Annotated in this window: 27 protein-coding genes and 5 pseudogenes; 23 read left to right on the top strand and 9 right to left on the bottom strand. The window is 35.4% G+C overall.

Annotated elements, in window-relative coordinates:
* Positions 1-362 precede the first annotated feature (362 nt).
* The 9 genes and pseudogenes from WG932_RS10350 to WG932_RS10310 all read left to right on the top strand — a co-directional run bounded on the left by WG932_RS10350 (position 363) and on the right by WG932_RS10310 (position 5750).
* Positions 363-890 carry a hypothetical protein gene (locus WG932_RS10350; RefSeq protein WP_483087866.1) on the top strand — a complete coding sequence of 176 codons (528 nt, stop codon included), beginning with the start codon at positions 363-365 and terminating at the stop codon, positions 888-890.
* A 19-nt stretch (positions 891-909) separates the two neighbouring features.
* Positions 910-1674: a sensor histidine kinase gene (locus WG932_RS10345; RefSeq protein WP_483088618.1), complete on the top strand. Its 765-nt coding sequence runs from the start codon at positions 910-912 to the stop codon at positions 1672-1674.
* 41 nt (positions 1675-1715) lie between these two features.
* On the top strand, positions 1716-2894 hold the full coding sequence (locus WG932_RS10340; protein WP_014018094.1) for a hybrid sensor histidine kinase/response regulator: 1179 nt from the start codon (positions 1716-1718) through the stop codon (positions 2892-2894).
* 6 nt (positions 2895-2900) lie between these two features.
* Entirely contained in the window at positions 2901-3239 is a 339-nt protein-coding gene (locus WG932_RS10335; protein WP_483087865.1) for an ATP-binding cassette domain-containing protein, read from the top strand.
* Positions 3196-3537, top strand: a complete 342-nt coding sequence (locus WG932_RS10330; RefSeq protein ID WP_483087864.1) for an ATP-binding cassette domain-containing protein — start codon at positions 3196-3198, stop codon at positions 3535-3537. Before WG932_RS10335 ends, WG932_RS10330 begins: the two co-directional genes overlap by 44 nt.
* The gene (locus WG932_RS10325; protein WP_483087862.1) at positions 3534-3968 is read left to right on the top strand and encodes a hypothetical protein; all 435 of its coding nucleotides are present in this window, start codon (positions 3534-3536) and stop codon (positions 3966-3968) included. Before WG932_RS10330 ends, WG932_RS10325 begins: the two co-directional genes overlap by 4 nt.
* Positions 3953-4753, top strand: coding sequence for an ABC transporter permease (locus tag WG932_RS10320; RefSeq protein ID WP_483087861.1), 801 nt, complete (start codon positions 3953-3955; stop codon positions 4751-4753). Before WG932_RS10325 ends, WG932_RS10320 begins: the two co-directional genes overlap by 16 nt.
* Before the next feature lie 10 nt (positions 4754-4763).
* Positions 4764-5184 (top strand): annotated as a pseudogene (locus tag WG932_RS10315) (hypothetical protein).
* Between the two features lie 149 nt (positions 5185-5333).
* Positions 5334-5750, top strand: a complete 417-nt coding sequence (locus tag WG932_RS10310; protein WP_339677197.1) for a hypothetical protein — start codon at positions 5334-5336, stop codon at positions 5748-5750.
* On the opposite strand, the gene WG932_RS10305 is transcribed toward WG932_RS10310, so the two are convergent.
* The 3 genes and pseudogenes from WG932_RS10305 to WG932_RS10295 form a co-directional block, all read right to left on the bottom strand.
* Positions 5751-6191 (bottom strand): c-type cytochrome, encoded by a 441-nt coding sequence (locus tag WG932_RS10305; protein ID WP_014018089.1) that lies wholly within the window; start codon positions 6189-6191, stop codon positions 5751-5753.
* Entirely contained in the window at positions 6172-6837 is a 666-nt protein-coding gene (locus WG932_RS10300) for an SCO family protein (RefSeq protein WP_483087860.1), read from the bottom strand. The genes WG932_RS10305 and WG932_RS10300 overlap by 20 nt, the downstream gene beginning before the upstream one ends.
* A 32-nt stretch (positions 6838-6869) precedes the next feature.
* Positions 6870-7405, bottom strand: a pseudogene (locus tag WG932_RS10295) (CopD family protein).
* A gap of 49 nt (positions 7406-7454) precedes the next feature.
* Here WG932_RS10295 and WG932_RS10290 point away from each other — a divergent pair.
* Entirely contained in the window at positions 7455-7862 is a 408-nt protein-coding gene (locus WG932_RS10290) for a hypothetical protein (RefSeq protein WP_483087859.1), read from the top strand.
* Positions 7863-7892: 30 nt separating this feature from the next.
* On the opposite strand, the pseudogene dnaA reads toward WG932_RS10290, so the two are convergent.
* Positions 7893-9314, bottom strand: a pseudogene (gene dnaA, locus WG932_RS10285) (chromosomal replication initiator protein DnaA).
* A gap of 579 nt (positions 9315-9893) precedes the next feature.
* Between dnaA and WG932_RS10280 the strand changes: the two are divergent.
* The 5 genes from WG932_RS10280 (at position 9894) to WG932_RS10260 (ending at position 12992) form a co-directional block, all read left to right on the top strand.
* The gene (locus tag WG932_RS10280) at positions 9894-10451 is read left to right on the top strand and encodes a hypothetical protein (RefSeq protein ID WP_483087858.1); all 558 of its coding nucleotides are present in this window, start codon (positions 9894-9896) and stop codon (positions 10449-10451) included.
* 5 nt (positions 10452-10456) lie between these two features.
* A complete protein-coding gene (locus WG932_RS10275) occupies positions 10457-10786 on the top strand; it encodes a hypothetical protein (RefSeq protein WP_483087857.1) in 330 nt (109 codons plus the stop codon).
* Between the two features lie 11 nt (positions 10787-10797).
* Positions 10798-11655 (top strand): DUF389 domain-containing protein, encoded by an 858-nt coding sequence (locus WG932_RS10270; protein ID WP_483087856.1) that lies wholly within the window; start codon positions 10798-10800, stop codon positions 11653-11655.
* Positions 11656-11849: 194 nt separating this feature from the next.
* Complete coding sequence (locus WG932_RS10265) at positions 11850-12287, top strand: OsmC family protein (RefSeq protein ID WP_014023062.1); 438 nt, start codon at positions 11850-11852, stop codon at positions 12285-12287.
* Between the two features lie 249 nt (positions 12288-12536).
* The gene (locus WG932_RS10260; protein ID WP_483087855.1) at positions 12537-12992 is read left to right on the top strand and encodes a CPBP family intramembrane glutamic endopeptidase; all 456 of its coding nucleotides are present in this window, start codon (positions 12537-12539) and stop codon (positions 12990-12992) included.
* Between the two features lie 312 nt (positions 12993-13304).
* Here the strand turns inward: WG932_RS10260 and WG932_RS10255 are convergent, their stop codons facing one another.
* The 4 genes and pseudogenes from WG932_RS10255 to WG932_RS10240 all read right to left on the bottom strand — a co-directional run bounded on the left by WG932_RS10255 (position 13305) and on the right by WG932_RS10240 (position 16289).
* Positions 13305-13508: a chitobiase/beta-hexosaminidase C-terminal domain-containing protein gene (locus tag WG932_RS10255; protein ID WP_483087854.1), complete on the bottom strand. Its 204-nt coding sequence runs from the start codon at positions 13506-13508 to the stop codon at positions 13305-13307.
* Between the two features lie 32 nt (positions 13509-13540).
* Positions 13541-15102 (bottom strand): annotated as a pseudogene (locus WG932_RS10250) (beta-N-acetylhexosaminidase).
* 240 nt (positions 15103-15342) lie between these two features.
* Complete coding sequence (locus WG932_RS10245; protein WP_483087853.1) at positions 15343-15465, bottom strand: hypothetical protein; 123 nt, start codon at positions 15463-15465, stop codon at positions 15343-15345.
* A 101-nt stretch (positions 15466-15566) separates the two neighbouring features.
* The gene (locus tag WG932_RS10240) at positions 15567-16289 is read right to left on the bottom strand and encodes a metallophosphoesterase (protein WP_483087852.1); all 723 of its coding nucleotides are present in this window, start codon (positions 16287-16289) and stop codon (positions 15567-15569) included.
* A 480-nt stretch (positions 16290-16769) separates the two neighbouring features.
* On the opposite strand from WG932_RS10240, the gene WG932_RS10235 reads away from it, so the two are divergent.
* The 8 genes and pseudogenes from WG932_RS10235 (at position 16770) to WG932_RS10200 (ending at position 24640) form a co-directional block, all read left to right on the top strand.
* Positions 16770-17546 carry an SLC13 family permease gene (locus WG932_RS10235; protein ID WP_483087851.1) on the top strand — a complete coding sequence of 259 codons (777 nt, stop codon included), beginning with the start codon at positions 16770-16772 and terminating at the stop codon, positions 17544-17546.
* 32 nt (positions 17547-17578) lie between these two features.
* Positions 17579-17989: a cation:proton antiporter regulatory subunit gene (locus WG932_RS10230; RefSeq protein ID WP_483087850.1), complete on the top strand. Its 411-nt coding sequence runs from the start codon at positions 17579-17581 to the stop codon at positions 17987-17989.
* Positions 17965-18525, top strand: coding sequence for an SLC13 family permease (locus WG932_RS10225; RefSeq protein ID WP_483087849.1), 561 nt, complete (start codon positions 17965-17967; stop codon positions 18523-18525). The genes WG932_RS10230 and WG932_RS10225 overlap by 25 nt, the downstream gene beginning before the upstream one ends.
* Positions 18526-18561: 36 nt before the next feature.
* Positions 18562-19125 carry an adenylyl-sulfate kinase gene (gene cysC / locus WG932_RS10220; RefSeq protein WP_483087848.1) on the top strand — a complete coding sequence of 188 codons (564 nt, stop codon included), beginning with the start codon at positions 18562-18564 and terminating at the stop codon, positions 19123-19125.
* Between the two features lie 30 nt (positions 19126-19155).
* Positions 19156-20060, top strand: a pseudogene (gene cysD, locus WG932_RS10215) (sulfate adenylyltransferase subunit CysD).
* A gap of 150 nt (positions 20061-20210) precedes the next feature.
* Positions 20211-21470 (top strand): sulfate adenylyltransferase subunit 1, encoded by a 1260-nt coding sequence (locus WG932_RS10210; RefSeq protein WP_149393606.1) that lies wholly within the window; start codon positions 20211-20213, stop codon positions 21468-21470.
* 146 nt (positions 21471-21616) lie between these two features.
* The gene (gene cysQ / locus WG932_RS10205; protein ID WP_483087847.1) at positions 21617-22309 is read left to right on the top strand and encodes a 3'(2'),5'-bisphosphate nucleotidase CysQ; all 693 of its coding nucleotides are present in this window, start codon (positions 21617-21619) and stop codon (positions 22307-22309) included.
* Positions 22310-23236: 927 nt separating this feature from the next.
* Positions 23237-24640: a UDP-glucose 6-dehydrogenase gene (locus WG932_RS10200; RefSeq protein ID WP_483087846.1), complete on the top strand. Its 1404-nt coding sequence runs from the start codon at positions 23237-23239 to the stop codon at positions 24638-24640.
* Between the two features lie 308 nt (positions 24641-24948).
* Here WG932_RS10200 and WG932_RS10195 read toward each other — a convergent pair whose 3' ends face one another.
* The gene (locus WG932_RS10195; RefSeq protein ID WP_014023052.1) at positions 24949-25314 is read right to left on the bottom strand and encodes a BlaI/MecI/CopY family transcriptional regulator; all 366 of its coding nucleotides are present in this window, start codon (positions 25312-25314) and stop codon (positions 24949-24951) included.
* Positions 25315-25474 lie beyond the last annotated feature (160 nt).

Here is a 25474-nt window from a genome sequence, read left to right as displayed (position 1 = left end):
TTGCCAAATTACCTCTTTTTACTTTTAGAGTCTTTTTATTTTTGGAAGGGCTTTGTTAATAATAACGTTTTAACCTTATTGAAAATTGATTTGTCTCTTTTTTTGTTAAGAAATAATTTGAATTTTTGTTTAAAATTGATAAATACCTATTTTTCTTTGGTAATTGCCGGGCGCAAACTTGTGGAAATTATAAAGTGTTGGATTGATTTTATATTTCTGAATAGTCATCTGGAAAAGATGTATGGTGGATTTTGTTTCTTTGAGGCAAGACTTTTTAATCGTCAAACTTTTGTGAATTTGAAATGAATCGATCGCCATTAATAATAAATAGCTTCCGTTATGGTTGGCATTTTTTGAAAAAAATGCCTTACCATAAAAATTGGTGTTTGACACTTTTGGCCTTGCCAACAGACCAAACACTACTTGAGGATGGGCAATTGATTTTGGAAATTCCTTTTTATAGCAATTTTTGGTTTCTCTTTATTATGTTCACCATTTTGATAGCAATTATCTATGGTGTTTGTTTTTTCGTTCGGCAGACAAAAGACAAAGGGGTTTTAAAGAACAAACTGCACAAAAAAAATATAGAAATTGCAGAAAGGGAAGACCGGTTTAAGGTGGTATGGGACAATTCACAAGACGGCTTGTTACTTTCCATTCAAGGAGGAGCCGTTTTAGCGGCAAACCCTTCCTTTTGTTCACTTGCTGAAGTTAGTGAAGCACAGCTTCAGGAAAATGGCTTACAATATTTGTTTAGAGACAATAAAACCTTTGAAAGGCTTAGGGGAGAAATTGTTAGTGGACTGAAAAAAGTGATAAAGTTATTAAAGAGTTTGAATTGTCTTTACCATCAGGGGATAAAGAAATTGAAGTTTCAATTTCAAAGATGAATGAAGAATTTGAAGGTAAATTGATGTATTTAAATGTATTCCGGGATGTTTCCAAAAAAAGGCCTATGAAAGGGGCCTGGAAATAGCCAAAGGAAAAGCCGAGGAAATAAGCCATCTTAAAAGCAATATTATTTCCAATATGAGTCATGAAATCCGAACCCCATTGAATGGTATACTTGGAAGCACGGAATATATTATTCAAACAAGGTCAAATGACAAGGAATTAATTGAACATTTAAATATAATTAAGGAAAGTGGCGACAGGTTGTTGCATACCATAACTAACTTTTTAGACCTTTCTTCACTTGAATCAGATGAGTTGAGTGCTGTGATGGAAAAAACCAATGTTAATGATTTTATTTCAAAAATATTGATTAATCATAAATCCATAGGAATAAAAAAAGGTATCTTAGTCACTTCAAAATTTCTAACAAAACCGTTTTATGCCAATTTAGAGCGCAAATACCTTCAAATTATTATTAATAATATTGTAGGTAATGCCATTAAGTATTCAGAAAAAGGCATGATACTAGTCGTAGTGGAAAAGGTTGAAAATGACATGATTATTAAAGTTCATGATCAAGGAATTGGAATAAGTAAAGAATATTTGAATAAATTGTTTTATCCATTTGAACAAGAAAGTAAAGGTTTTAACCGTAAATTTGAAGGTTCAGGATTGGGTTTGGCCATTACAAAGCATTTGGTAGAAAAGCTCAATGGTAACATTGAAGTAGAAAGTGAAAAGGGCAATGGCACATTAGTAAGGATTTTATTACCGGTATAATTATTACCATTTTGGGGCACATTTTTAATTAATTTTGTAGTATGTTTTCTCTTAAGATTTTAATAACCGAAGACGATACCGTTTCGGCACTTTTATTAAAAAAAGCACTTGAAAAGAATCACCACCAGATTATTGGTATGGCTGACTCGGGTGAGATAGCCTTGGAAATTCTAGAAAAGAATCATGCAGACATTGTCATGATGGATATCAATCTCTCAGGAAAACTGGATGGTATAAAGACAACGGAAATTATTAATGAGAAATATAATATCCCTGTGGTATACCTTACAGCTAGCTCTGATAGTGAAACCCTTCAGAAAGTAGCTGTGACCAATCCTAGTGCTTATGTGATCAAGCCTTTCAATATAAGAGAGTTAAATATGGTGATTGAGTTGGCCATTTTTAAGGATAAAAAAGAAAAGGAGCTCCAAAGCTTAAATAATGAATTAGAAGAAAAAGTTAAAAAACGTACTGCTGACCTCAATGAAGCCAATAAAGAGCTACAAAAAGCTTTAGAAAAAGAAAGGGAACTCAGTGAATTAAAATCTAGAATTGTTCAGAATGTTTCACATGGTTTCAAGACCCCATTGACATCTATTTTAAGTTCTGCACAATTGTTAAAACTTTATGCTGAAAAAGATCATCCGTTTAAAGCAAAATTGGTTAAACATGCCAATAAAATTGAGAATTCTGTTAGAAACCTAAATAGTCTATTGACTAGTGTACTGTTTTTTGGAAAAGCAGATGCGGACAAGATGAACTACAAACCGGTAAGGATTTATACCTCGGCATTTCTCAATGAAGTTGTAGATATGGTAAAGGCCGGAATAGATAATAATGTAAAAATTAACTTAGACTTCGATAAGCTGCCTAAGATGATCACCTCTGATATGGATCTACTGTATCAGATTTTAGAAAACCTTTTATCAAATGCTGTAAAGTATTCAAAGGATGGAGGGAATGTTTATTTCAAAGTGAGACATGAAAACGATACCCTTTTCTTACAAATAAAAGATGAGGGTATAGGTATCAATGAAGCCGAACAATCTCAGCTTTTTGATCGATTTTTTAGGGCGAAAAATGTAGGCCTCAGAGAGGGGTCAGGGCTTGGCCTCTCCATTGTGAAAAAATGTATTGAAGTTATAGGTGGTAAAATTGATTTTAAAAGTAAGGTAAACAAAGGCACTGAATTCTTTTTAGAAATTCCTGCAAAAAAATAGCCATTTATGATTGTTGTCGAAGACCTACAGTTTTCTTATGAGAATCAGCTAAATATTGAAATTCCTAACATTAAATTGAAATTGGGTGAAGAGCTATTGATTTTGGGAAAATCCGGCTCAGGAAAGACAACTTTATTAAATATTTTAGGAGGGCTTTTGGCCCCCAAAAAAGGTGAGGTAATAATTGATGGTACCTCCCTGTACCAATTAAAAGAAAACGAATTAGATCAATTTAGGGGGAGGAATATAGGCATTGTTTTTCAAAAACCTCATCTTTTAAAACCACTGACAGTTTCAGAGAATGTGGCCCTTCCATATTTTTTTCAAAAACCTTGCTGCAGATAAAGTTCAATATTACCTAGATCAACTTGGAATACTAAACAAGCAACATGCTCGCATACATACTTTGAGCGAAGGGGAGGCTCAGAGGGTATCGATTGCCAGGGCATTGATTAATGGACCAAAAGTCATTTTGGCAGATGAGCCTACTGCTAGTTTGGATGATGAAAATGCAAATTTGGTGGTTGAATTGCTTAAAAGCCAGGCCAAAAAACTTGGGGCTGCACTAATAATAGTCACTCATGATTCTCGAATTAAAAATCAGATAGTTAATCGAATAACTTTAAATTCCTCCGGTGTATGAGTGTATTTAAGTTAAGTTGGAAATACCTGATAGATAGGCCTTTAAATACAATTTTAAATGTGTTACTTCTTGCTTTAGGCTTGTCTATAATAACTGTTTTGCTATTGGTGGAAGAACAATTTGAGAATAAAGTGAACAGAGATGCTGCGGGAATTGATATGGTGATTGGGGCCAAGGGTAGTCCATTACAACTGGTGCTTTCCTCTGTTTATCATGTGGATTTCCCAACTGGAAATATTCCTCTAAAAGAAGCACAGAAAGTTTCCAGAAATAGACTTATAAAAAATGCCATACCAATGGCTCTTGGGGATAACTATGAGGGGTTTAGAATTGTTGGGTCGAACCACGATTACCTAAATATATACCAAGCGGAACTTATTGATGGAAAAAATGGGAAAAACCGTTTGAGGTGGTCGTGGGTAGCAAGGTAGCGAAAGCAAAGGGTTTTAAGGTAGGTGATACATTTATCGGTGCCCATGGCATAGAGGCAGCCAGCCATCAGCACGATCAGCACGCTTTTCAAGTAGTGGGGATTTTAGCTCCTTCCAATAATGTTTTGGATCAACTAATTGTCACTAGTGTAGAGTCCGTGTGGTATGCTCATGATGAGGAAATTGGTTCTGAAAAATTAGAAAACCAAGTAAATGCAACAGGTTTTCCAGAATCAGACGAAACCAGAGAGTTGACCACAGTATTGATTGCTTACAGAAGCCCAATGGCTGCTATTCAGCTACCCAGAATGATCAATGGTAGAACGTCTTTGCAAGCAGCCTCTCCTACCTTTGAAATGTCCAGACTTTTTGAATTGCTGGGAATAGGGGTGGTGGTAATGAAAGGTTTGGCACTCCTCATTATTTTTATAGCAGGTTTAGGGATTTTTATTGCGTTGTACAATTCAATGAAGGAAAGAAAATATGATTTGGCTGTAATGAGAGCCATAGGAGCAGCTAAAAGTCAACTCTTTCTTCTGATTCTATCGGAAGGAATAATTTTAACATTTTTAGGCGCCATTGGAGGATTAATACTTGGACACTTTTTTCTGTTATTAATAGTTATTACCAATGAACAAGGTTTGGTAGCAGGCTTAAATGCGATAACATTTACCGATAAAGAATGGTGGGTTATAGTTTATGCATTGATGGTCGGTGTGTTGGCGTCAATTATTCCTGCTTGGAATGCTTATAAAGAAGATATTGCAGGTCAATTAAGTAAGTAAATAAAACAATATGAAGTACTTGGTTTTAATTATTGGTATGCTTTCCTTTTCCGCTTATGGTCAACAGGAAAATGTATGGAAATACCTGTCGAAAGTAAGTTACGAGGTTGAAGAGGATGAATTTGGGGAATTGTTTGTGCCGGTTTTTGGAGAGAAAACCTTGGAATTGGAAGGTAGGGAAATAACTGCCGATGGATATATTATACCATTTGAAGGCATGTTTAAACCAAAACATATAATTCTGTCAGCTCTTCCTTTAGCAGAATGTTTTTTTGTGGAACCGGAGGCCCTGAAACCGTTATGGAAGTAATATTAAATGAACCCATAAAGTATACCTCCAAAAAGTAAGCGTGGTAGGGGAGTTGGTTTTAAATGCCAATGATCCCGAAAAATTAATGTATATCCTGGAAAACGCAAAAATTATTGACTGATTAGCTTTTCTTAGGCTCCTCAAAAAATCCTTACCCTTAAATTTTAAGGAATTATGAGAATTTATCAGACTCACTTTTTTTGTATCAATATTTTCATAATCTTTGAAAATCTCAAAAAATAAATTGTTCAATTTTATTTCTGCCAACCAATGAGAAATACGCCTTTTTTACTGTTGTTTTTACTTTGTGTTTCTGTTTTTTCTTGTAGCCCAAAGAAAAGTCAAAATGACCTATTGAAAGAAAAGGTAATTCAAGTTCATGATGAGGTGATGCCTAAAATAGGAGAATTGAAGACCTCTCAAAAGAAATTAAACGAGATGGCTGAAAATCTTGAACAATCAGATGAGGTGGAAGATGCGGAAAAGGCTACAGAATTGAAAGCAGTAGCAGCAGATTGTGGAAATGCTTATGATGAAATGTTTGTTTGGATGCGCCAGTTTGATCCTAATTTAGAGGACATGTCAGAAGAACAGGCCAAAACATACCTTGAAGAACAACTGGAAAAAGTTGGTGAAGTGAAAAAAGACATCCTTCAAGCCCTCGAAAAGAGTCAAAAACTTTTGTAATTACGGTGTCGCACTGAGTGCTTCTTTTACTTTTTCGGGAGTAATTAAGCCATGCTCATTTCCCCAAACATTGTATATGTAGGTAGCGACTTGCGCAATTTCGATTGGGCTAAGCTTGCTGTTTTCAGGCATGGGTTGATTGTACTCTACACCGTTAACTTTAATGCTACCTTTCATACCATTCTTGATGATATATAGACTTCGGTTCACATCATTTAGCATATAATCAGCATTTTTTAGTGGAGGGATAAGCCTATTTAATCCTGTCCCATCTTCTTGATGACAGTTGCTGCAATATTGTAAATAAAGTTGTTGGCCCTGAATGGCATATTGTCTTGTTTTAAGGTCTTTTATATTACGAATACCTTCATTTTTATTGTCATCCCCTCCTTTACAAGCGATGATTAATAAAAATAGTAAACTACTTACTGCTGTTTTCATTGTTGTTGAGAAGTTTGGGTAAATCTTTGATGAGAACATTGACCTGCGTTTCCTTGGTACCATCATATATACCTCTGATTCTCCCTTCTCTATCAATTAAAACAAAAGCTCCTGAGTGCAAAAATCCCCCGGGTTCATTCTTGTCATTCATGGCTGTGGTAAGGTAGCTTGTCTGTCCAATTTCAAAGATCTTTTCTTGTTCTCCTGTAAGAAAATTCCATGTACTAGCATCTTCTATACCTAGTCGAAGTGAGTAGTCTTTAAGAAGGGCTACCGTATCGTATTCAGGGTCTATTGTATGACTTAATATCATAAAGTCAGGATTGTCTTTAAAAGTTTCATAAACCCTCAGCATTTGCTTTTTCATAATGGGACAAATGGTTGGGCAGCTGGTGAAAAAGAAATCTGCCACATACACTTTTCCCTTTACATCTTCATTGGTAATTTGTTGCCCATTTTGATTGGTAAATCGGAAATCGGCTATTTTATGATAAATAGTGTCTGTTGTGGTTTCTCCATCCACGACTACTTCTTCTACATGCCGATTGCCTAGCACAGGCAAAGAATTAGGATTATTGTTTGTATGGCAAGCACTTAAAGCCAAAACCCCTAAAATTATAAGATTTAAATAATGAGATCGAAGCATTTTTTATTTAATATGACATCTTAAAGAATTGATTAGTTCCGCTCTCTGAATCTTTTGTACCATTTAGTAGCTAACATCAGACTTGCCCCTAATAATATCAATCCTGCGATACCCCAAAGCATGTTTAAAAGGCTTTTAAGCACAATTAAAAAGACAATGGCAAAAAGAAGTAATGTAGCTATTTCATTCCAAAGTCTTAGTTTTGAACTATTCCATATTCGCTTCCCATTTTGAAGGGATTTAAAAATATAATGACATCGAAAATGGTAGATGTATAATAGTGCCACAAAGGTAAGTTTAGCGTGCATAAATGGCATGGATAAATAGGTAGGACGGTGAAGCAATACCCAAGTTCCAAAAATAAGGGTTAATACAGCTGATGGCCAGGTGATGATGTACCATAATCGGCTTGCCATTAGGTCAAGTTGAGGTTTTAGGATATTTTTTCAGCTTCAGGTCGGTCCAAAGCCTCTGTTTGATAAATAAAAAGCCTTACAATATAAAATAAGCCTGCAAACCAGGTTACAATAAAAATAATGTGTAAAGCTTTGATGTATTCGAATGTCATTCTTACTATTTTTGGCTAAATTAATGGTTTAAGCTCGTTATTGGGACAAATGAAAACAAAAAATATAATTTATTTAATTGCTGTCATGGTTGGTGTTTTACTGGTGGTGATTGTTTACCAGAGTTTGAATCAACCTGGGGTTAATGATCTTAATGGCGATTATACTGAATTGGCAGTATATAGAAACGAAAACAATACAGGTCCTGTAGTTCGAATTTTTGCTGTTTATACTCAGGATGAATTATGGGATGATATGCGTGCCTATGGAGATTTTATGCCCCATACTAAATACGGAAATACAAAGGTTTTCTTTTTTGATAAAGCCTTGGAAGGTTTAGAACTGTCCCCAAACTCACCTTATTTTCCCGAACGTTTTCAAGAAGCTTGTTTGGCTGTCTATGAAAAAACAGCAATGGGTGGAAGCAGTTTTAAAGAATACCCCTTTATAGCTAAGTGAATTTTATACTGGAATTAAGAAATAAACTTATTAGTAGGATCTAATTTTGAACTGTTTTTTTTGCTCTTGGATGGCATTCCTAAATGAAGGATCCGTTTCCATAAGGTCATTGATGGCCTGCACAGCATGAATCACTGTGCTATGGTCTCTTCCTCCAAAATGATACCCAATAGACTTTAAGGAATGGTTGGTAAATTCTTTGCTAAAATACATCGCTACTTGCCTGGCAATAACAATTTCTTTTTTCTTGTTTTCGCTTTTAAGTCTTCGACTTTGATGCCATAATAGTCGGCACAAGATTGTTGGATAAACTCTATGCTCACTTCAGTCTCAATGTCCTTTACGATATTTTTCATTATCGTCTTTGCCAGTTCAAGACTGATTTCTACCCGGCTAAGTGAAGCATGTGCAATTAAAGAAATCATCACCCCTTCCAATTCCCTTACATTGGTATCTACCGTATAAGCAAGGTACTCTATTACATTGTCAGGTATATTTATCCCTTCAGATTGCATTTTTTCTTTATGATTGCAATTCTGGTTTCAAAGTCCGGCATTTGTAGATCAGCTGTCAGCCCCCATTTGAAGCGTGACAATAAACGATCTTCCAAGCCCATCAAGTCCTTCGGTGCACAATCCGAGGTCATGATGATTTGTTTTTTATTTTGATGAAGGTGATTAAATATATGGAAAAACATTTCCTGTGTTCTTCCTTTACCTGCCAAAAATTGAATGTCGTCAATAATTAATACATCCACTTGCATGTAAAAATTAGTGAAGGACTTTATATTACCGTCTTTAATGCCATCCATAAATTGGTTGACAAATTTCTCAGAGGAAACATACAATACAAATTTGTCATCCGGCCCATTTTTGATTTCATTACCTATGGCCTGTACCAAATGGGTCTTTCCTAGTCCTACTCCCCCATAAACCATTAATGGATTAAAAGAAGTAATTCCCGGTTTATTGGCTACCGCAAATCCGGCAGATCTTGCCAGTCGGTTACAATCTCCTTCAATAAAAGAAGTAAAAGTATAGTTGGCACTTAGGTTGGATTGAAGCGTTGTTTGTTCATCCAAACTGGACAAGTCAAATGGACTGTGAGCAGAGGCGAGATTTTCTTTTTCTTGGCATTCGCAGGACTATTCACCCCTTGAGGGTAACTTACCATATAAGGCTGGTTTTGTGAATTGCCCTTGTCTACTACTACCGCGTATTCTAATTTTCCATTCGCCCCCAATATGGTTTTTATGGCTAATTTCAATACTTCCACATAGTTGTCTTCCAACCATTCATAAAAAAATTGACTGGGAACTTGAATAGTGAGGACAGAACCATCGATTCTCGCAGGGATAATTGGCTTAAACCAAGTTGAAAAACTCTGCTCATTGACGTGCTTTTCGACTACCCGCAAACATTCAGTCCATATAGCATTAGCCTCTGAATTCATTGAATTTATTTTAACCGAAAGTTGAAAAATTGTGAATACTCCTTTTTTAGGGGGTAACAAAATTGTGGAAAAATATCTTAAATAAAAAATGGACTTTTACTTGATTTTTTTACTTTATGGGTAAATCGTCTTATCTGCCATCTTTTGATTTTTAATTATTTGAAAATTCAAATCTTTTCATTGTTTTACAATAGCAATAATTACTTTTATAGTAAGAATAGGAAGGCAATATGGCCATTCCTAAACCAGATAAAGTTGGAGCAGTATTTGCGTGGTCAATTTCTAATTGTCACTTTTTCTCTTTTAAGCTATCTCCTCAAGTTGGAATCGAATTGGTGTTGAATAATGCATCCTATTCAGTACATTGAATATTCCAAATTGGATAGGGTTTTAAACTTGACAGGTATTGTTTAATCCGAGTTTTGCTAAATGAATTTTTACTGAATAATTTTACTGTAAGCAAGTATAAATGAAAAGGAGGATACTCTTATTTGATAGTAAGGAAAAGATTTTGTAGAAAACCAGATTGTACCAAATTTTGGTTCAAATCTGGCTTCTACCATCCCTTTCACTAAAGATGTGAAACTTGAATTAAAGGAAGGTGTTCAAATTATTGCCTACCTATCAGATGATCAACTTAAAGCCTTTCTGGACTTAGCAGAAGGTCAATACCTTGAACTTGCCTTATTGCCTCACCCTGAAATGATCCATGGTAAGAAAAGCTATGGGATAAAGTCGGGCATTGAAGAAAATATTGATCATATTTTGCAGGAGGAGGAGTTGATTAAAGTGGATGTATTAGAGGCCAATGGAAGCATTGTTTTTAATACGATAATAATAGGCGAGTCGTTAAGCCTAATGAGTGGATCAGTAGCGAAATATGCTTGGCAAAGGTTTTGGAAAAAGTTAGGGTATTTTTTAAAACTGTTTTGGAATACCAGGCTGAATAGCTTTACAATAAAAGCTGAAAATCAAGATGAAATAAATACTGCAGCCATTGGTTTAATCATTGTTCACCATGCCCAGAGCAGTATTCTAAGTAAAAAATACTGGACCACTCATTCATTAATGATGGCAAGTTACATGCCTTGGTATTGGCTCCAAAAAGTACAAGTGGTCTTCTGTGGTTTGGCTTAAATAGTATGTTCAGAACCAAGCGAAACTATAATTTACCACCTTTTGCTGCCCATATTAAAACAGGTAACCTTTTCATTAAGGGGGACAAACCTATAAATTATTCCCAAGATGGTATTTTGCTTTCCGCTGATACCTTGCAGGTTTCTATCCGAAAAGCTGCATTTAACATGGTTCCGGGCCAAAATCTTGATTTGGAGTCCAATGGTGCCGTAGATGATGTTTATAAAATAAAAGCATTACCTAGAGGGGATGCAAAAAATGAATTATTGCAAAGGAAACTCCCGCTAATTAATCATGCTACCACAGAGGAATTCAAAGATCTTTTTCCAATTTGAGGTCAAGTTCCATGGCTTCAAGTATTTACCTTGTATTAATGTTTTTGGCAACATTCATTGCAACCTTAGGTCTTTTTGGTAATTCTTCTCCTGTCATCATTGGGGCCATGATTTTAGCTCCTCTAATGGCTCCCATTATATCCCTTTCTATGGGAGTTTTGAGGCAGGAGCGCCTGCTTATAGTTAATAGTGCAAAGACTATAGGATGGGGTGTGCTAATAGGGTATTTATGTGCCATTTTAATTACTTGGCTTACCCCATTGAATATTGCCAATGATGAGATTTTAGCAAGAATAAGACCTAACTTATTGGATTTGGGGGTAGCTGTAGGTTCAGGGATTGCAGGGGCTTACGCCAGTGCAAAATCTGAAATATCGAAAACACTCGCCGGAGTTGCCATAGCTGTTGCATTGGTGCCACCTTTGGCCGTTTCCGGAATTGGATTTGGTTGGGCAAATTGGGATATATTCCAAGGCGCTTTCCTACTCTTTCTAACGAACTTATCGGGGATGGTATTGGCCGCTGCCACAACCTTTTTATTTTTAGGTTTTAGTCCCTTTCGTTTGGCGAGAAGGGGAATTGTTTACTCCTTAGTTATTGTCGGGCTGGTTAGTTTTCCTTTGTTTTTTGGTTTTATGGATATGGTAAAGGAAAACAATGTTATATCTAAATTAAACGGACATGAAATCAATGACGTGGTATTAAGGGATATTTCGGTTCGCAGTTTTAAACCTTTGAGACTAACTGTCAAAATTGTGGGGGATGCGCCTCCGGATAAAAATAAACTTGAATTAATTAAGTCAGAAATTGAGACACTGATAGGTGAGGAGGTTGAGCTTGAAGTTACCTTGGCCATGAAAGTTTACTAAATGGAATAAGCTACTTTAAATTTTTGCCGATGGACTTGTAGGCAATAAAAAGTGATAACTATTTATTGTTTTTCAAAATTAACCTTGAATTTGTTTTGAAACCCAAAAGCTAAATATTTTAGTTTTTATGGTAGATATTTGATACATTGAGTATTCAATTAACGAACTTTAAACCAATTAAAATTATTGAGAAAATGAAAAGAAAAGCAACAGCAATATGGAAAGGTACCGGATTGGAAGGAAGTGGAACCCTGTCCTCTCCAAGCGGTTTTTTTGACAAGTCCCCATATAGCTTTAAAACCAGATTTGAGAATGAAGATGGTTCCAAAGGCACCAATCCTGAAGAAATGATTGCAGCTGCTCATGCAGGGTGTTTTAATATGGCCCTTAGCTTTCAGATTGCCGGTAAAGACTTAGAAGCGGAAGAACTAAACACTACTGCTACAGTAAGTATTGAAAAGGGGGATGCTGGATTTGCCATTACCGGGATAGTATTAAACCTTACTGGGAAAGTTCCCGGAATGAATGAAGAACAATTTATTGAATTGGCCAACGTGGCAAAGGAAGGCTGTCCTATCAGCAAGGCACTGAGCTCAGTGCCAATTACATTGAATATTACCTTTAATGAATAGGTTTCCCCATTAAATAAATATTTGGGCAAATCGTTTGAATCGTTGAGTGATTTGCCTTCAATGATAAAAGTACCAAAATAGACATTTTGGTACTTTTTACTTTTAGGTGAAATGTTTACAAATCTTCTTGGCTTGGAGAAAGAAAAACTACTAAATTATGAGTAAAAGAATGCTAATTCTGGGTTGGGTGACTCTCTTAGGTTTTGGATTCCTAGGGCTTGCAATGGTTTATTTTTTCAAACCACCACTTTGTTAGAGCTACTAAAAGGGAAATGGCCATTAGGTCAACAGCTATTGGCAGGTACCCTGACGGGTGTGCTTGGAGCGGTCGTAGCCATAATTTTGATCAATGCCACATTTTTCAAAAATGAAAGACAAAAATACCATAGAATCCTAAATCATTGGTCTTGGAATGATTTAGGGATTGTTTTTATATCCATATGTGCAGGTGTTGGAGAGGAATTGTTGTTCAGGGCAGGGTTGCAACCATTTTTGGGATTGTGGATCACCTCTATCCTTTTTGTTGCCATCCATGGTTATTTAAACCCTTTGAATTGGAAAATTAGCGTATATGGAATTATTATGATTGGCTTTATTGCAGCCTTAGGATATTTATTCAAAACAGCCGGAATTATAGCTGCCATTACGGCGCATTCTGTTTTTGATGCCATTTTGCTTTTCCAATTAGTTGAAAAAAATCATTAAATAGTGTATAGTGGCTGATGAATAGGGATTTTCTTGGTTAAACTCCGATTATTATAGAATTCCAAATGAGTATTGTTGTTTCAGTCAAATCAATCTGGTAAGGGATTTCACCATAGCATTACTATGGTGAAATCCAAAACACCAACGTATTGGCTGATTTTAAAATAATTTCTGTGGGAAATAGAATTTCTATTGCATGTTACCAACCTTCCTTTTTTAATAAAAAAAGCGTGCACAATCAAAATTGTACACGCTGATCAAGTTTTGTGATAATTGTTTAGAAATCCAATTTGTTATCCCTAAGGAATAGACTTACTCTAGGGTCACACTGAATTCATTACTACTTCTTCCAGCCGGGCTGATGGTAACATAACGGATGGTAATTGGATCTTGCCCTTTTCCTGCAATTGGTGCCAATACCGGTCCTGTGTAAAGTAATGCTGTTTGGTCTGCTTTGTGTCCATCAAAGGTATAGTAAACAGTTGCATTAGCTATTAAAGGATTGATTTCAACCAAATACCTTCCACTTTTTTCATCTTTACTAAATTCTACTTTAGCCTCTGGAATTCTAAAAACACGTTGTCTTCTTCCAATTGACGTAACCTTTCAGGTAATCTTTCTAGGCTGAAGGATTCATAATTTTTATTTTCATTCTTTTTCCAAGCCACTTCAGCCAAGGCAAAAGCCCTTGGAAATAGGAAGTACTCCAGTTTGTTATTAGAAGGGATGTATTCGGTCCATAAATTGGCCTGTACTCCCAGAACATGTTTAGATTCTTCCTCATTTAATTCACTAGGAATAGGAGAGTAACTGTACACTTTTTCAAGAGGAAGAAAACCTCCTATAGCCAAAGGTTCTGTTGTTTTGTCTTCTGCTTGATAATGGTCAAAATACATATGGCTATTGGGTGTCATGATTACATCATGGCCCATTTTAGCTGCTTGAATTCCTCCTTTTTCTCCTCTCCAACTCATTACCGTGGCATTTGGAGCTAAACCACCTTCGAGGATCTCATCCCATCCTATCAGCTTCCTGTTGTTTTTGTTAAGAAACATTTCAATCTGTTGAATAAAATGGCTTTGTAATTCATGTTCATCAGCTAATTTTTCTTTTTTGATAACTTTTTGTGCTATTTCTGAGGTTTTCCAATGATCTTTAGGGACTTCATCTCCTCCAATATGGATGTATTCACTTGGGAAAATTTCCATCACCTCCGACAACACATCCTCTAAAAATGCAAAAGCTTTTGGCGTAGGGCCATAAATATTATAATGAACTCCCCAGAAGCCTGGGACTTCTTGGTTGATATCATTATCGTATTTTTTTCCATTTTCATTTACTGCGGCAATTGTACCTGTTCCGATACCTTGAAAAGAATCAAAACTTCCTAGTTCCGGGTAAGCAGCCAATACGGCCGAACTGTGGCCTGGAAGCTCTATTTCAGGAATTACTGTAATTTTTCTATCTGCAGCATACTTAACTATTTCCTTGGCTTCTTCTTGGGTATAATACCCACCATGAGGCTTTCCGTCGTAAATAAATGGTTTGAAATCGTAGTACTGTCCAATGATGGTGGAATCTCTCCAAGCACTTACCTGTGTAAGTTTCGGATATTTTTTATCTCTAATCTCCAACCTTGATCATCCGTTAGGTGCCAGTGTAAGGTGTTTAATTTTAATTGGGCCATTAAATCAAGTATTTTTTTAACCTGATCAGTGCCAATGAAGTGACGTGAAACATCAAGCATAATACCTCTGTACCCAAACGCCGGAGCATCATTGATTACTAATTGAGGAACGATGGCTTGTCCTCCATTCATTTCAACCAACTGGTACAAGGATTGCAATCCATAGAAGATACCTTTTGGTGATCCTTTTATATGAATTTTGTTTCCGTCAATATTTAAAGAGTATCCTTCTTCATTTTGAGCGTCTTGAATTTCTTCTAGAACAACTAAGGCATCACTTCTTTGAGGAGCAATTTGAATAAGTAGATTCAAGCCTGTTTTGGCTTCCAACATTTCATTGAAAATTGCAGCGGATTTTCTACTGCTTTCCGTTTTTGCCGCAATTACACTTCCCTCTTTTAAGACCAAATGGCCTTCTCCCATTTCAATGGACTCGGGTAATGGAATGATATTTAGGTTTTGGGCTTTTAGGTTAGCTGCATTTAAAAAGAATAAAAGGCAGGCTAAGGTTAGGACTTTATTCATGATAATTTATTTGATAAACTTTTATTTTAGATAAATATAAGGAAGTTTATCAAAAAAATTACTTAACAATAATCTGATTTTGTAAAATATTTTTTATCGGTCAAATTTATATCGGGATTGGGCTGAATGCTGTGTGGTTCAGTTACCTTTAATATAAAATGGATTTATCTCGAAAAGATTAGGGTTTTCAGGTGCCACTTTGATTTCTACAGCGTGGAGATCATGGTCTCCAAAGACTTGAACTGCTGTGAAATTAGTCATGGTTTTTCCGTTATTGTCCCTAAGAGGTTTGGATACTAAAAAGCGGTGCTGGTCGCCATATAATAATAGAACCGATTTGTCGAATGCTTGGACTTGTTGTCTTAATAATGTAACAAAACTGGCATGTCCATTTTTTCGTCTTTGTTGTTATAATTTAACCCTGCATGTAAAACAAGTACTAAACCTTTACTGTTGTCTTTTTTAGCTGCTTCGAATAGTGATTTTAGCCAAAAATTATTCGCCAGTTCTCTTTCATAAAATTCATCATTTATGGCTTCAACTCCGGTGTCGAAATTATTATTTGACCCAATTACATGCAATGTTCCGAAGGTGATACCTGATTTGATCCAAGTTGAATTTTCAGGAAATTTTTCAAAGCCTTCAAATTTATTTTGCCTGCTAAGAATTATTGGCATTTTTCCTTGACTAATACTATCTGAAAAAAACAATTGTCTTAATTTGTCAAGCCGTTCTTCCGGATCATAACTCCCACATAATTCTCTATCACAATCCGTCCATTCGTTATCTCCCGGTGTGTAGATTAATGGTTTCTCGAAAGCATTAAAATAGTTTTTAATCTTTTCGTAATATTCATCTGAACAAGGAACTTTTCCTGATTTTATGTCCCCAACATGCAAGGTGAAAGCCGGATTGACATCATTAATTTGTTGGATCATGCGTTCAAACCTTTCAAAATCATCAGGAAGGTGATAGGGCAGATCACCAATGGCCATGAAATGAAAGGAATCACTATTCTCATTTTTACAAGAACATAAAAATGTACAGGACAATAATAAAAAGAGGAAAAAGCCGTATGTTTTCATTGTGGAAAGGTAATTATTAATAGGTAAATTTTAATGGTTGGGTATTTGAAGGTTTCGTTAAATTTGAGTAAACAATTCATTTGCCACTTGTGCCGGTTGAAAGTTTATTATGAAGCATTATAATTAAATACTGTTATTAAACCAATAAGTCTACTAGTGCAAAGGGTTACTTTTCTTTTCATAGGAACCATATTGTGATTTTAAACTTAATTATGAGGTTAAAACTTTGAATTAGAATTTTGCCCTACTACTTTTATATTTGCTTTAAATATCCAAAGTTGTGGGTGAAAAAATAAGGTGATTTTAATGGTTTTGTTTTAAAAATCTTCAATTCATTAACATTAGAAAGTTAAAAACCTTACTTTTAGTATTCTACCAAATTGAATTAATTAAAACCACTGTTAAAGTATACTCTTGACCCCTTCATATCCTTATGCTCAGCCTTTCAGGGAAAATTATGACCAATAAATTTACATTCTTATGTCTTTTCCAGGCCTGATAACCATTTCCATAGTCATTGTCCTGGTATTTGTGTTGTACAGGGATCTGTTAAGGCCTTCTTTTGCATTTTTGGGGGCAGTGTTTTTGCTTTTAGTTTTACAAATCATTACACCTGAGGATTTTTTGATGGGGCTGGCAAATAAGCAGATCATAGTTATATTTCTATTGATAGGCTTAACTTCTGGAATCCAACAGAACATAGGTACAGGATTTTTTTTTAAAATTTTCAGCCAAAAGTTAAAACCGGGTACATTTAGACTTAGGCTCATGTTGCTGGTAAGTAGCCTTTCCGCAATTTTAAACAATACTCCGGTTGTTGCCTTTATGATCCCCTATGTGAAGAAATGGACCAAAACAAATAATTTCCCTGCTTCGAAATTTCTTATTCCGCTTTCTTATTCCACTATTTTGGGGGGTATGATTACGGTTGTTGGAACCTCTACAAACTTGGTCTTAAACGGGTTAATTAGTCAATTCGGTTACCCATTGCTAGGGTTTGAAGATTTTTTGTATTTAGGGGTCTTGGTGGCATCAATTGGTATGGTGTATTTAAGTATCGCCTCCAATTATTTGTTGCCCTCTAGAGAGGAAAACAAAAGTGAAGTTATTGAGCATCTTAATGAATATTTGGTTGAAACCTATATCCCTATAGGTTCATCCATGCATGACAAGACAGTCAAAGAAGCAGGGCTAAGGAAATTGAAAGAAATTTTCCTTGCCGAAATTAGAAGGGGAAAAAAGAGATCTCCCCTGTAGGCCCCAATGAAGTTTTACAAGAAGGAGACAAGTTGTTTTTTGCCGGTAACTCAGAAGCCATATTAAAACTAATTCAAGGAGAGCAAGGATTAAGTTTGCCTGAAGATGGGCATGTATCTAATTATGGATTTTTTCAATTAACGGAAGCGGTGGTTCCAGCCTCTTCATCCTTGATTGGTCTTAAGGTAAAAGACAGCGACTTTAGAAACAAATACCAAGGTTCTATCATTTCTATTCACAGAAATGGAACACAATTGAAAGGAAATATAGGAGAAACAAGGGTACATGCCGGAGACCTATTTTTAATGTTAACCGGTAAAGACCACAACAGAAATGATTATTATAAAGATTTAATAATTGTTACCCTCAGAGGTGAGATTAGTGCAGACAGAGGAAATTTAAAAAGACTCCTTCACTATTGGCTTTGTCTGTATTGTTTATAGGGATTATTGGGTGGATAGATCTTTTTATAGCAGCTTTTGCAGGAATCCTTATTTTGTATCTATTTAAAGTGTTAAATTTGCAGACTTTAAAGAAAGCGGTTGATTTGGATCTATTACTGATTCTAGTTTGTTCACTTTCTTTAGGATTGGCATTAAATAGTTCCGGTGCAGCAGGTGTATTGGTTAATTTCTTGATTCAATTGACAGAAGGGGCAGTTCCTATGGTTGGCTTGGTAATATTGTTTATTATTACTTTGGTCTTAACTAGTTTAATTACCAATGCGGCAGCAGTTTCGATTATGTTTCCGATTGCATTGGAGCTTGGTAATCAATTAGAGCAGCCTTTAACTCCCTTTTTCGTTGCAATTGCCTTTGCAGCATCAGGGGACTTTATGACCCCAATTGGCTATCAAACCAATTTAATGGTGATGGGGCCTGGGAATTATAAGTTTAAAGATTATTTTGTTATTGGATTTCCTTTGACTTTAATTTACGCTGTTGTAGTATTATTATTTATAAATTGGTATTACTTATAATTGAAATTAAAAGTGTTACATTAATTTTACTTCCAAATGCCTAAGAATATTCATCCATCCGTATTTAAAGTGAATAGCGAACACCGGGTCAAAGCTTTAGGGCAGAGGCCAAAACTAATTTGGTTTACAGGTCTTTCAGGTTCGGGCAAATCTACTTTGGCAAATGCAACTGAAGATGCACTTTATGGTATGGGATATCATACCTATCTATTGGATGGAGACAATGTTAGGACAGGCTTGAATAAAGATTTAACCTTTTCAGATAAAGACAGGGTGGAAAATATTCGAAGGATAGGAGAAGTAGCCAACTTAATGTTAGATGCAGGTTTAATAGTGATATCTGCATTTATTTCTCCTTTTATATCGGATAGGGAATTGATTAGAAACCTAGTAGGTAAAGATAATTTCTTAGAAGTTTATTTGGATTGTCCATTGGAAATATGCGAAGAGCGAGATGTCAAAGGATTGTATAAAAAGGCCAGACAAGGTTTGATTAAAGACCTCACTGGAATTGGCTCACCTTATGAGCCCCCATTAGCCCCATTTGAGGTGGTGCATACAGCTGAAGAAAAATGGAAGATGCAGTGGCAAGATTGGTAGAGAAAATAAATAAAAAAATAAAAATTTAATATGGCACAATACTATTTATCCCATCTGGAAGAGTTAGAGGCAGAGGCAATTTTTGTAATTAGAGAAGTTGTATCTCAATTTGAAAAACCAGCCTTGTTATTTTCAGGCGGAAAGGATAGCATCGTTTTGGCTCATTTATCCAAAAAGCTTTTTATCCATCCAGAATCCCGTTTCCTTTAATTCATATCGATACGGGGCATAATTTTCCGGAAACAATAGCTTTTAGGGACGAGCTTGTAAAAGACTTAGGTGTACAACTCATTGTCGGTTCTGTTCAGAAAAGTATAGATGATGGAAAGGTCAGAGAAGAAACAGGAGCTAATGCAAGTAGGAATGCCTTGCAAACGGTTACTTTATTAGATACCCTAGAGGAAAATAAAATTGATGCTGCCATGGGTGGTGCCAGAAGAGATGAAGAAAAAGCACGCGCTAAGGAGCGGTTTTTCTCGCATAGGGATGAATTTGGGCAATGGGATCCTAAAAACCAAAGACCGGAGTTATGGAACTTGTTCAATGGAAAAAAACACATGGGTGAACATTTTAGAGTGTTTCCGATATCCAACTGGACAGAAATGGATGTTTGGCAGTATATTCAACACCAAAACATAGCGTTGCCTTCATTGTATTTTTCACATCAAAGAGATTGTGTGGTTAGAGATGGTGTTATTTTGGCCAAATCTGATTTTATTCAATTGAAACCTGATGAAGAAATTAAAAATTTAACAGTAAGGTACAGAACCTGTGGAGATATGCCTATCACCGGAGCAGTTGAGTCTGATGCCGATGATTTAGATAAAATCATTGCTGAAGTGGCCACTACTAGAACTACTGAAAGAGGTACCAGAGCTGATGATAAAAGGGGAGAGACTGCCATGGAAGACAGGAAAAAAAGTGGTTATTTTTAGGCCAACGAAATTTAAATGTATATCCCTGCCGAGGATGAAATAAGCTTTCGATGATTTTACCTATCAATTTGAAATTGAGAAACACAGTTGTCTAAGGATCCGGCAAAAGTTGATTTATAAAAAAATTCTAGAGAATAGTATACATACAATATGAGCATACAGGAAACCAATCAATTGTTAAGATTTACCACCGCGGGATCTGTTGATGATGGAAAAAGTACCTTAATAGGTAGATTGCTATATGATTCAAAATCTATTTTTGAAGATCAGATTGAGGCAGTAAAAACTTCTAGTGAAAAGAAAGGGTTTGATTATGTTGACCTATCTTTGCTTACTGATGGCCTTAAATCCGAAAGAGAACAGGGGATTACTATTGATGTGGCCTACAGGTATTTCGCTACCCCTAAGCGGAAATTTATAATTGCAGATACTCCAGGTCATATTCAATATACCAGAAATATGGTGACGGGTGCATCTACTGCCAATCTTGCCATCATTCTAATAGATGCTAGAAAGGGTTTGTTGGAACAAACTTTTAGACACAGTTTTATCGCCTCTTTGCTGAAAATACCTCATGTTATAGTATGTGTGAATAAAATGGATTTGGTAGATTATGATGAGGAGGTTTATCAAAAAATAGTGAAAAGCTATAAAGATTTTGCCAGCAAAATGGAAATCAAAGATGTTCATTTTGTTCCAATTTCTGCTCTTAATGGAGACAATGTGGTGGATAGGTCTACCAATATGAAATGGTATGAAGGGCCGACTTTGCTATATTTGTTAGAAAATGTACACATTGCTTCAGACTTCAATCATATCGATTGCAGGTTCCCAGTTCAAATGGTCATTAGACCACATACTCATGAACATCAGGATTTTAGAGGCTATGCAGGAAGAATTGAAGGTGGGATTTTCAAGCCAGGGGATGATGTTAAAGTTTTACCTACTGGCTTTACTTCAAAAATAAAAAGTATAGAATTAGACGGAGAAGCAATCGAGGAAGCTTTTTCTCCAATGTCTGTTACCATGACTCTTGAGGATGAATTGGATATTAGCAGAGGAGATATGCTAGTAAGACCTAATAATGTGCCAAATGTGGGTCAAGATCTTGATGTTATGGTATGTTGGATGAGTACGGGTTCATTGAAAGGAAGAACCAAGCTTATACTTAAACATACAACCCAAGAATGTCAAGTAATGGTACGAGAGATCTTATACAAAGTAAATGTTAATACGCTGCATAGGGAAGAAGGGATTGAAGAAATAGGAATGAATGATATTGCAAGAATAAGTATCAGGTCAGCCAAACCTTTGTTTTTTGATGCTTATAGAAGAAATAGGCAAACAGGATCTATTATTTTAATAGATCCCAATACCAACGAAACCGTTGCGGCTGGAATGGTAATATGAATCCATCAAGGAATGGATAAATAATAATTCAAATAATTAGAAATAGTCAAGCTAAATAAGTTTGACTATTTCTTTTTTAATGCCCTCCTACTTATATTTAACCTTAATCAATAGGTTCGCAATAGTATTACTTATAAAAATACCTTATGGAAATTAATCAGAAATTGTTTACAGATATTGCTTTAGAAGCAGCAAAAGCTGCAGGACAAGAGATTCTAAAAATATATAATAGTGCCGATATAGGGGTTGAATTTAAAGCAGATGATTCACCACTTACCAAAGCGGATTTGGCTGCCCATCAAATAATATCTGATTTTCTTTCTGAAACAAATTTGCCAATTCTATCTGAAGAGGGGAAAAGTATTGGCTATAGCGAGAGGGAAAATTGGGAATATTTTTGGATGGTTGACCCATTGGATGGCACCAAAGAATTTGTAAAGAGGAATGGTGAGTTTACAGTAAATATAGCCCTTATTCATAAAGGGGCACCCGTAATTGGGGTAGTTTATGCCCCGGTTTTGGATTGGTTGTTTTGGGGCAATAGTGAAGGGGCATGGAAAGTTGAGGGAGCTAATCCAGTGGTGGTCGACCTTCAAAAGAAAACGGGAGAACCTATCCAAACTATTGTGGCCTCTAGATCTCATTTAAGTTCGGAAACCCAAGAAATTATAGATCAATATCCTCAGGCTGATGTGGTAAGTATGGGCTCGTCTTTGAAATTTATGCTTTTAGCTGAAGGTAAGGCGCAGCTTTACCCAAGGTTTGCACCTACCATGGAATGGGATACGGCGGCTGCCCATGGGGTTTTAAAGGCTTTAGGATATGAAATAAAAAAATAGATATTGACGAACCCCTGAGCTATAATAAAGAAAATTTGTTAAATCCTTGGTTTATTGCCTCTTGAATAGCCTTTTCCCAGGGGCTAGGTTAATTAATTTCTACGGGTTTTGAGCGATTGCCAGTTCTATGACCTATTATATGATTACTTTTGCTTAAGGATTAAGTTTAAAAACCTGTTTTTAAGAATTGGAATAATTGATTATTTTGTCACAAAAAATGGCATAATAATTAAGATTATAATCATTGTACTAGGATTGGTCAATATAATTTTGTCCAAATTGAACGCTTTTAGCAAAAGTTTACAGCCGAAATTAATTGTTGCCAAATGCGAATTTTATTATTTAAAAATACTTTTTTTAGTATAAATGAGGAATTGTCGTTTTTTTATTTTTAATTAGAAAAATTATTATAATTAATAATATATTTGTCAATTATTAAGTAATATTCAGGGATTGCAGCAAGACAATTGAAATTCCCTTCCTTTAATTGATGTTAATTGGTGGTGAATAGGAGGTTGGATTGTTAACATCTTAAAAGGCAAATAAGTATTCCTTTTATTGCAATTACTAAAAATAAATGCGAGAATGCATGAAGCCCATTTACTCTATGCAGGATACGATTTTTTAAAATCTGCCTTGAAAATTTGAATATTTGACGATAAAAATTCGTATTTTGAATACCCATAAAAACCTACTTATAAATACTATAATTAAAAGTTAAACCAAAAAATATAGAAAGATTAAAATAGGGTATAAATTTATACTTCCCCTTAATTGTCGATTTAGATTTTAAAAACCAGAATAACGATAGCGAAGATTAAAGGTTTAATGGTTTGATTTTAGTATTTTTGTTTTATTTTTAATTATTGGAGTGTTAGGGTATGGATGAGATTGCCCTTATTTATAAAATGTTTTAAACTATAAGAAATGAAGATCCAAAGTATTTGTTGTATTGGTGCTGGTTACGTTGGTGGTCCAACCATGGCCGTAATTGCAAAAAAATGTCCTGATATTAGAGTTACCGTTGTAGATCTCAATGAGGCTCGTATTGCAGCTTGGAATGATGAAGATGTTTCCAAGATTCCTGTATATGAGCCAGGCCTTTCAGATGTAGTAGCTGAAGCGAGAGGAAGAAATTTATTTTTCTCAACTGATGTGGACAAGGCGATTGACGAAGCCGAAATGATTTTTATTTCTGTTAATACGCCAACAAAGACCTATGGTGAAGGAAAAGGACAAGCCGCTGATCTAAAATGGATTGAACTTTGCGCAAGGCAAATTGCCAGAGTTGCAAAGGGTGATAAAATAGTAGTCGAAAAATCTACACTTCCAGTAAGAACTGCTAGTACACTTAAGGATATCCTAGAAAATACAGGTAATGGTATGAATTTTCAAATCCTTTCTAATCCTGAGTTTTTAGCTGAAGGAACTGCAGTTGAAGACCTTATGGCACCTGATAGGGTTTTGATAGGTGGGGACCAAACAGAAGAAGGATTGAAGGCAATTGAAGCATTGGTTAATGTGTATGCCAACTGGGTACCTAAAGAGCGAATACTTACTACAAATGTATGGTCTTCTGAATTATCAAAATTAACTGCCAATGCTTTTCTAGCGCAACGTGTATCTTCCATCAATTCACTTTCAGAACTTTGTGAACACACTGAAGCTGATGTAAATGAAGTTTCTAGAGCGATAGGAACTGATTCCCGAATAGGGCCTAAATTCCTTAAAGCCTCTGTTGGTTTTGGCGGTTCATGTTTCCAAAAGGATATACTAAACCTTGTTTATATTTCAAGATCTTATGGGCTTAATGAAGTTGCTGACTATTGGGAGCAGGTAATCATCATGAACGATTATCAGAAAAAACGCTTTTCGAAGAAGATTATTAATAACTTATACAATACGGTAAGTGGTAAAAAAATAGCATTTTTGGGTTGGGCATTTAAGAAAGATACAAATGATACTAGAGAATCTGCAGCTATTTATGTAGCAGATCATTTGTTAAATGAACAATCAAATGTTGTAGTATATGATCCTAAGGTAACAGAGCAACAAATTTATACTGATTTGGATTATTTAGGTAGTAGGGCTCCTGAAGAAAATAAAGAATCCCTTAAAGTAGTCAATGACCCTTACGAAGTTTGTAAAGGTGCGCATGCTGTGGCTGTACTTACTGAATGGGATGAATTTAAGTCATATGACTGGCAAAAAATTTATGACAATATGTTGAAGCCTGCTCATGTTTTTGATGGACGTAACATCATGGACAAGAAAGCTTTAAGAGACATTGGTTTTAAAGTACATGCCATAGGTACAGCGGATGACAATTGAAAGATAAGTTGTTGTACCCAAGGAACTGGTTAGGTAAAAATTTATAGGAAAGCCTATAAAGATACCATAAATAAAAAAAGGTGAACTTTAATTCGTTCACCTTTTTTTGTTTTCTAATATCAATTTAAGCCAATAGTCACCTGACTAGATTAAGGTTTTACCTTTCCTTGTAAAAAGGTAATCTTATATAATGGATTGCCACTTAAGAACTACTCGAAGCATCAATAGATGTTCCTAGCTTAATATTGTGGAAATCTTTCTAGAAGGTTTTACTGATTAGGGTTAACTATTGCGCTTGTTAAAGATTATTAGTCTTTAACATCATCTTTAACCTCGTCCATTATTTTCTCCAAAGCTTTAACATCTAGTTTTTCATCTTTGGCAAAAAATGAAGCTAAATTTGCAAAAGATCCACTGAAATAACCAGTTAATAAATTTTTAATGGTAAAGCTGCGGTATTCATCCTTTGAAACAATAGGATAATATTCATGGGACTTGCCATAAGCTTTGTGTTTAACAAAGCCTTTTCTTTCCAAGATACGTATGATTGTGGATACAGTGTTATACGCTGGTTTTGGAGCTGTCATTTTTTCGAGGACATCTTTGACAAAGCCTTTCTCAATGTCCCATAGAATCTGCATAATTTGCTCTTCTGCTCTTGTTAGTTCTCTCATATCTGTTTTAAAGTAGGTGATTTCGGATCAACTTAACCATTTAGTTTTATAAATGCAATTATTTTTATAAAAACATAACAATTTTTATGCTTTAAGGTTAAATTTTGCTTTTAAACCAACAATTCAAATGGCTTTTTGAAATTTTTAAGGTTTGATTTTT

Source organism: Cyclobacterium sp. SOCE241 (genome assembly GCF_056867545.1).
This window is presented reverse-complemented; position numbering and strand designations above follow the sequence as displayed.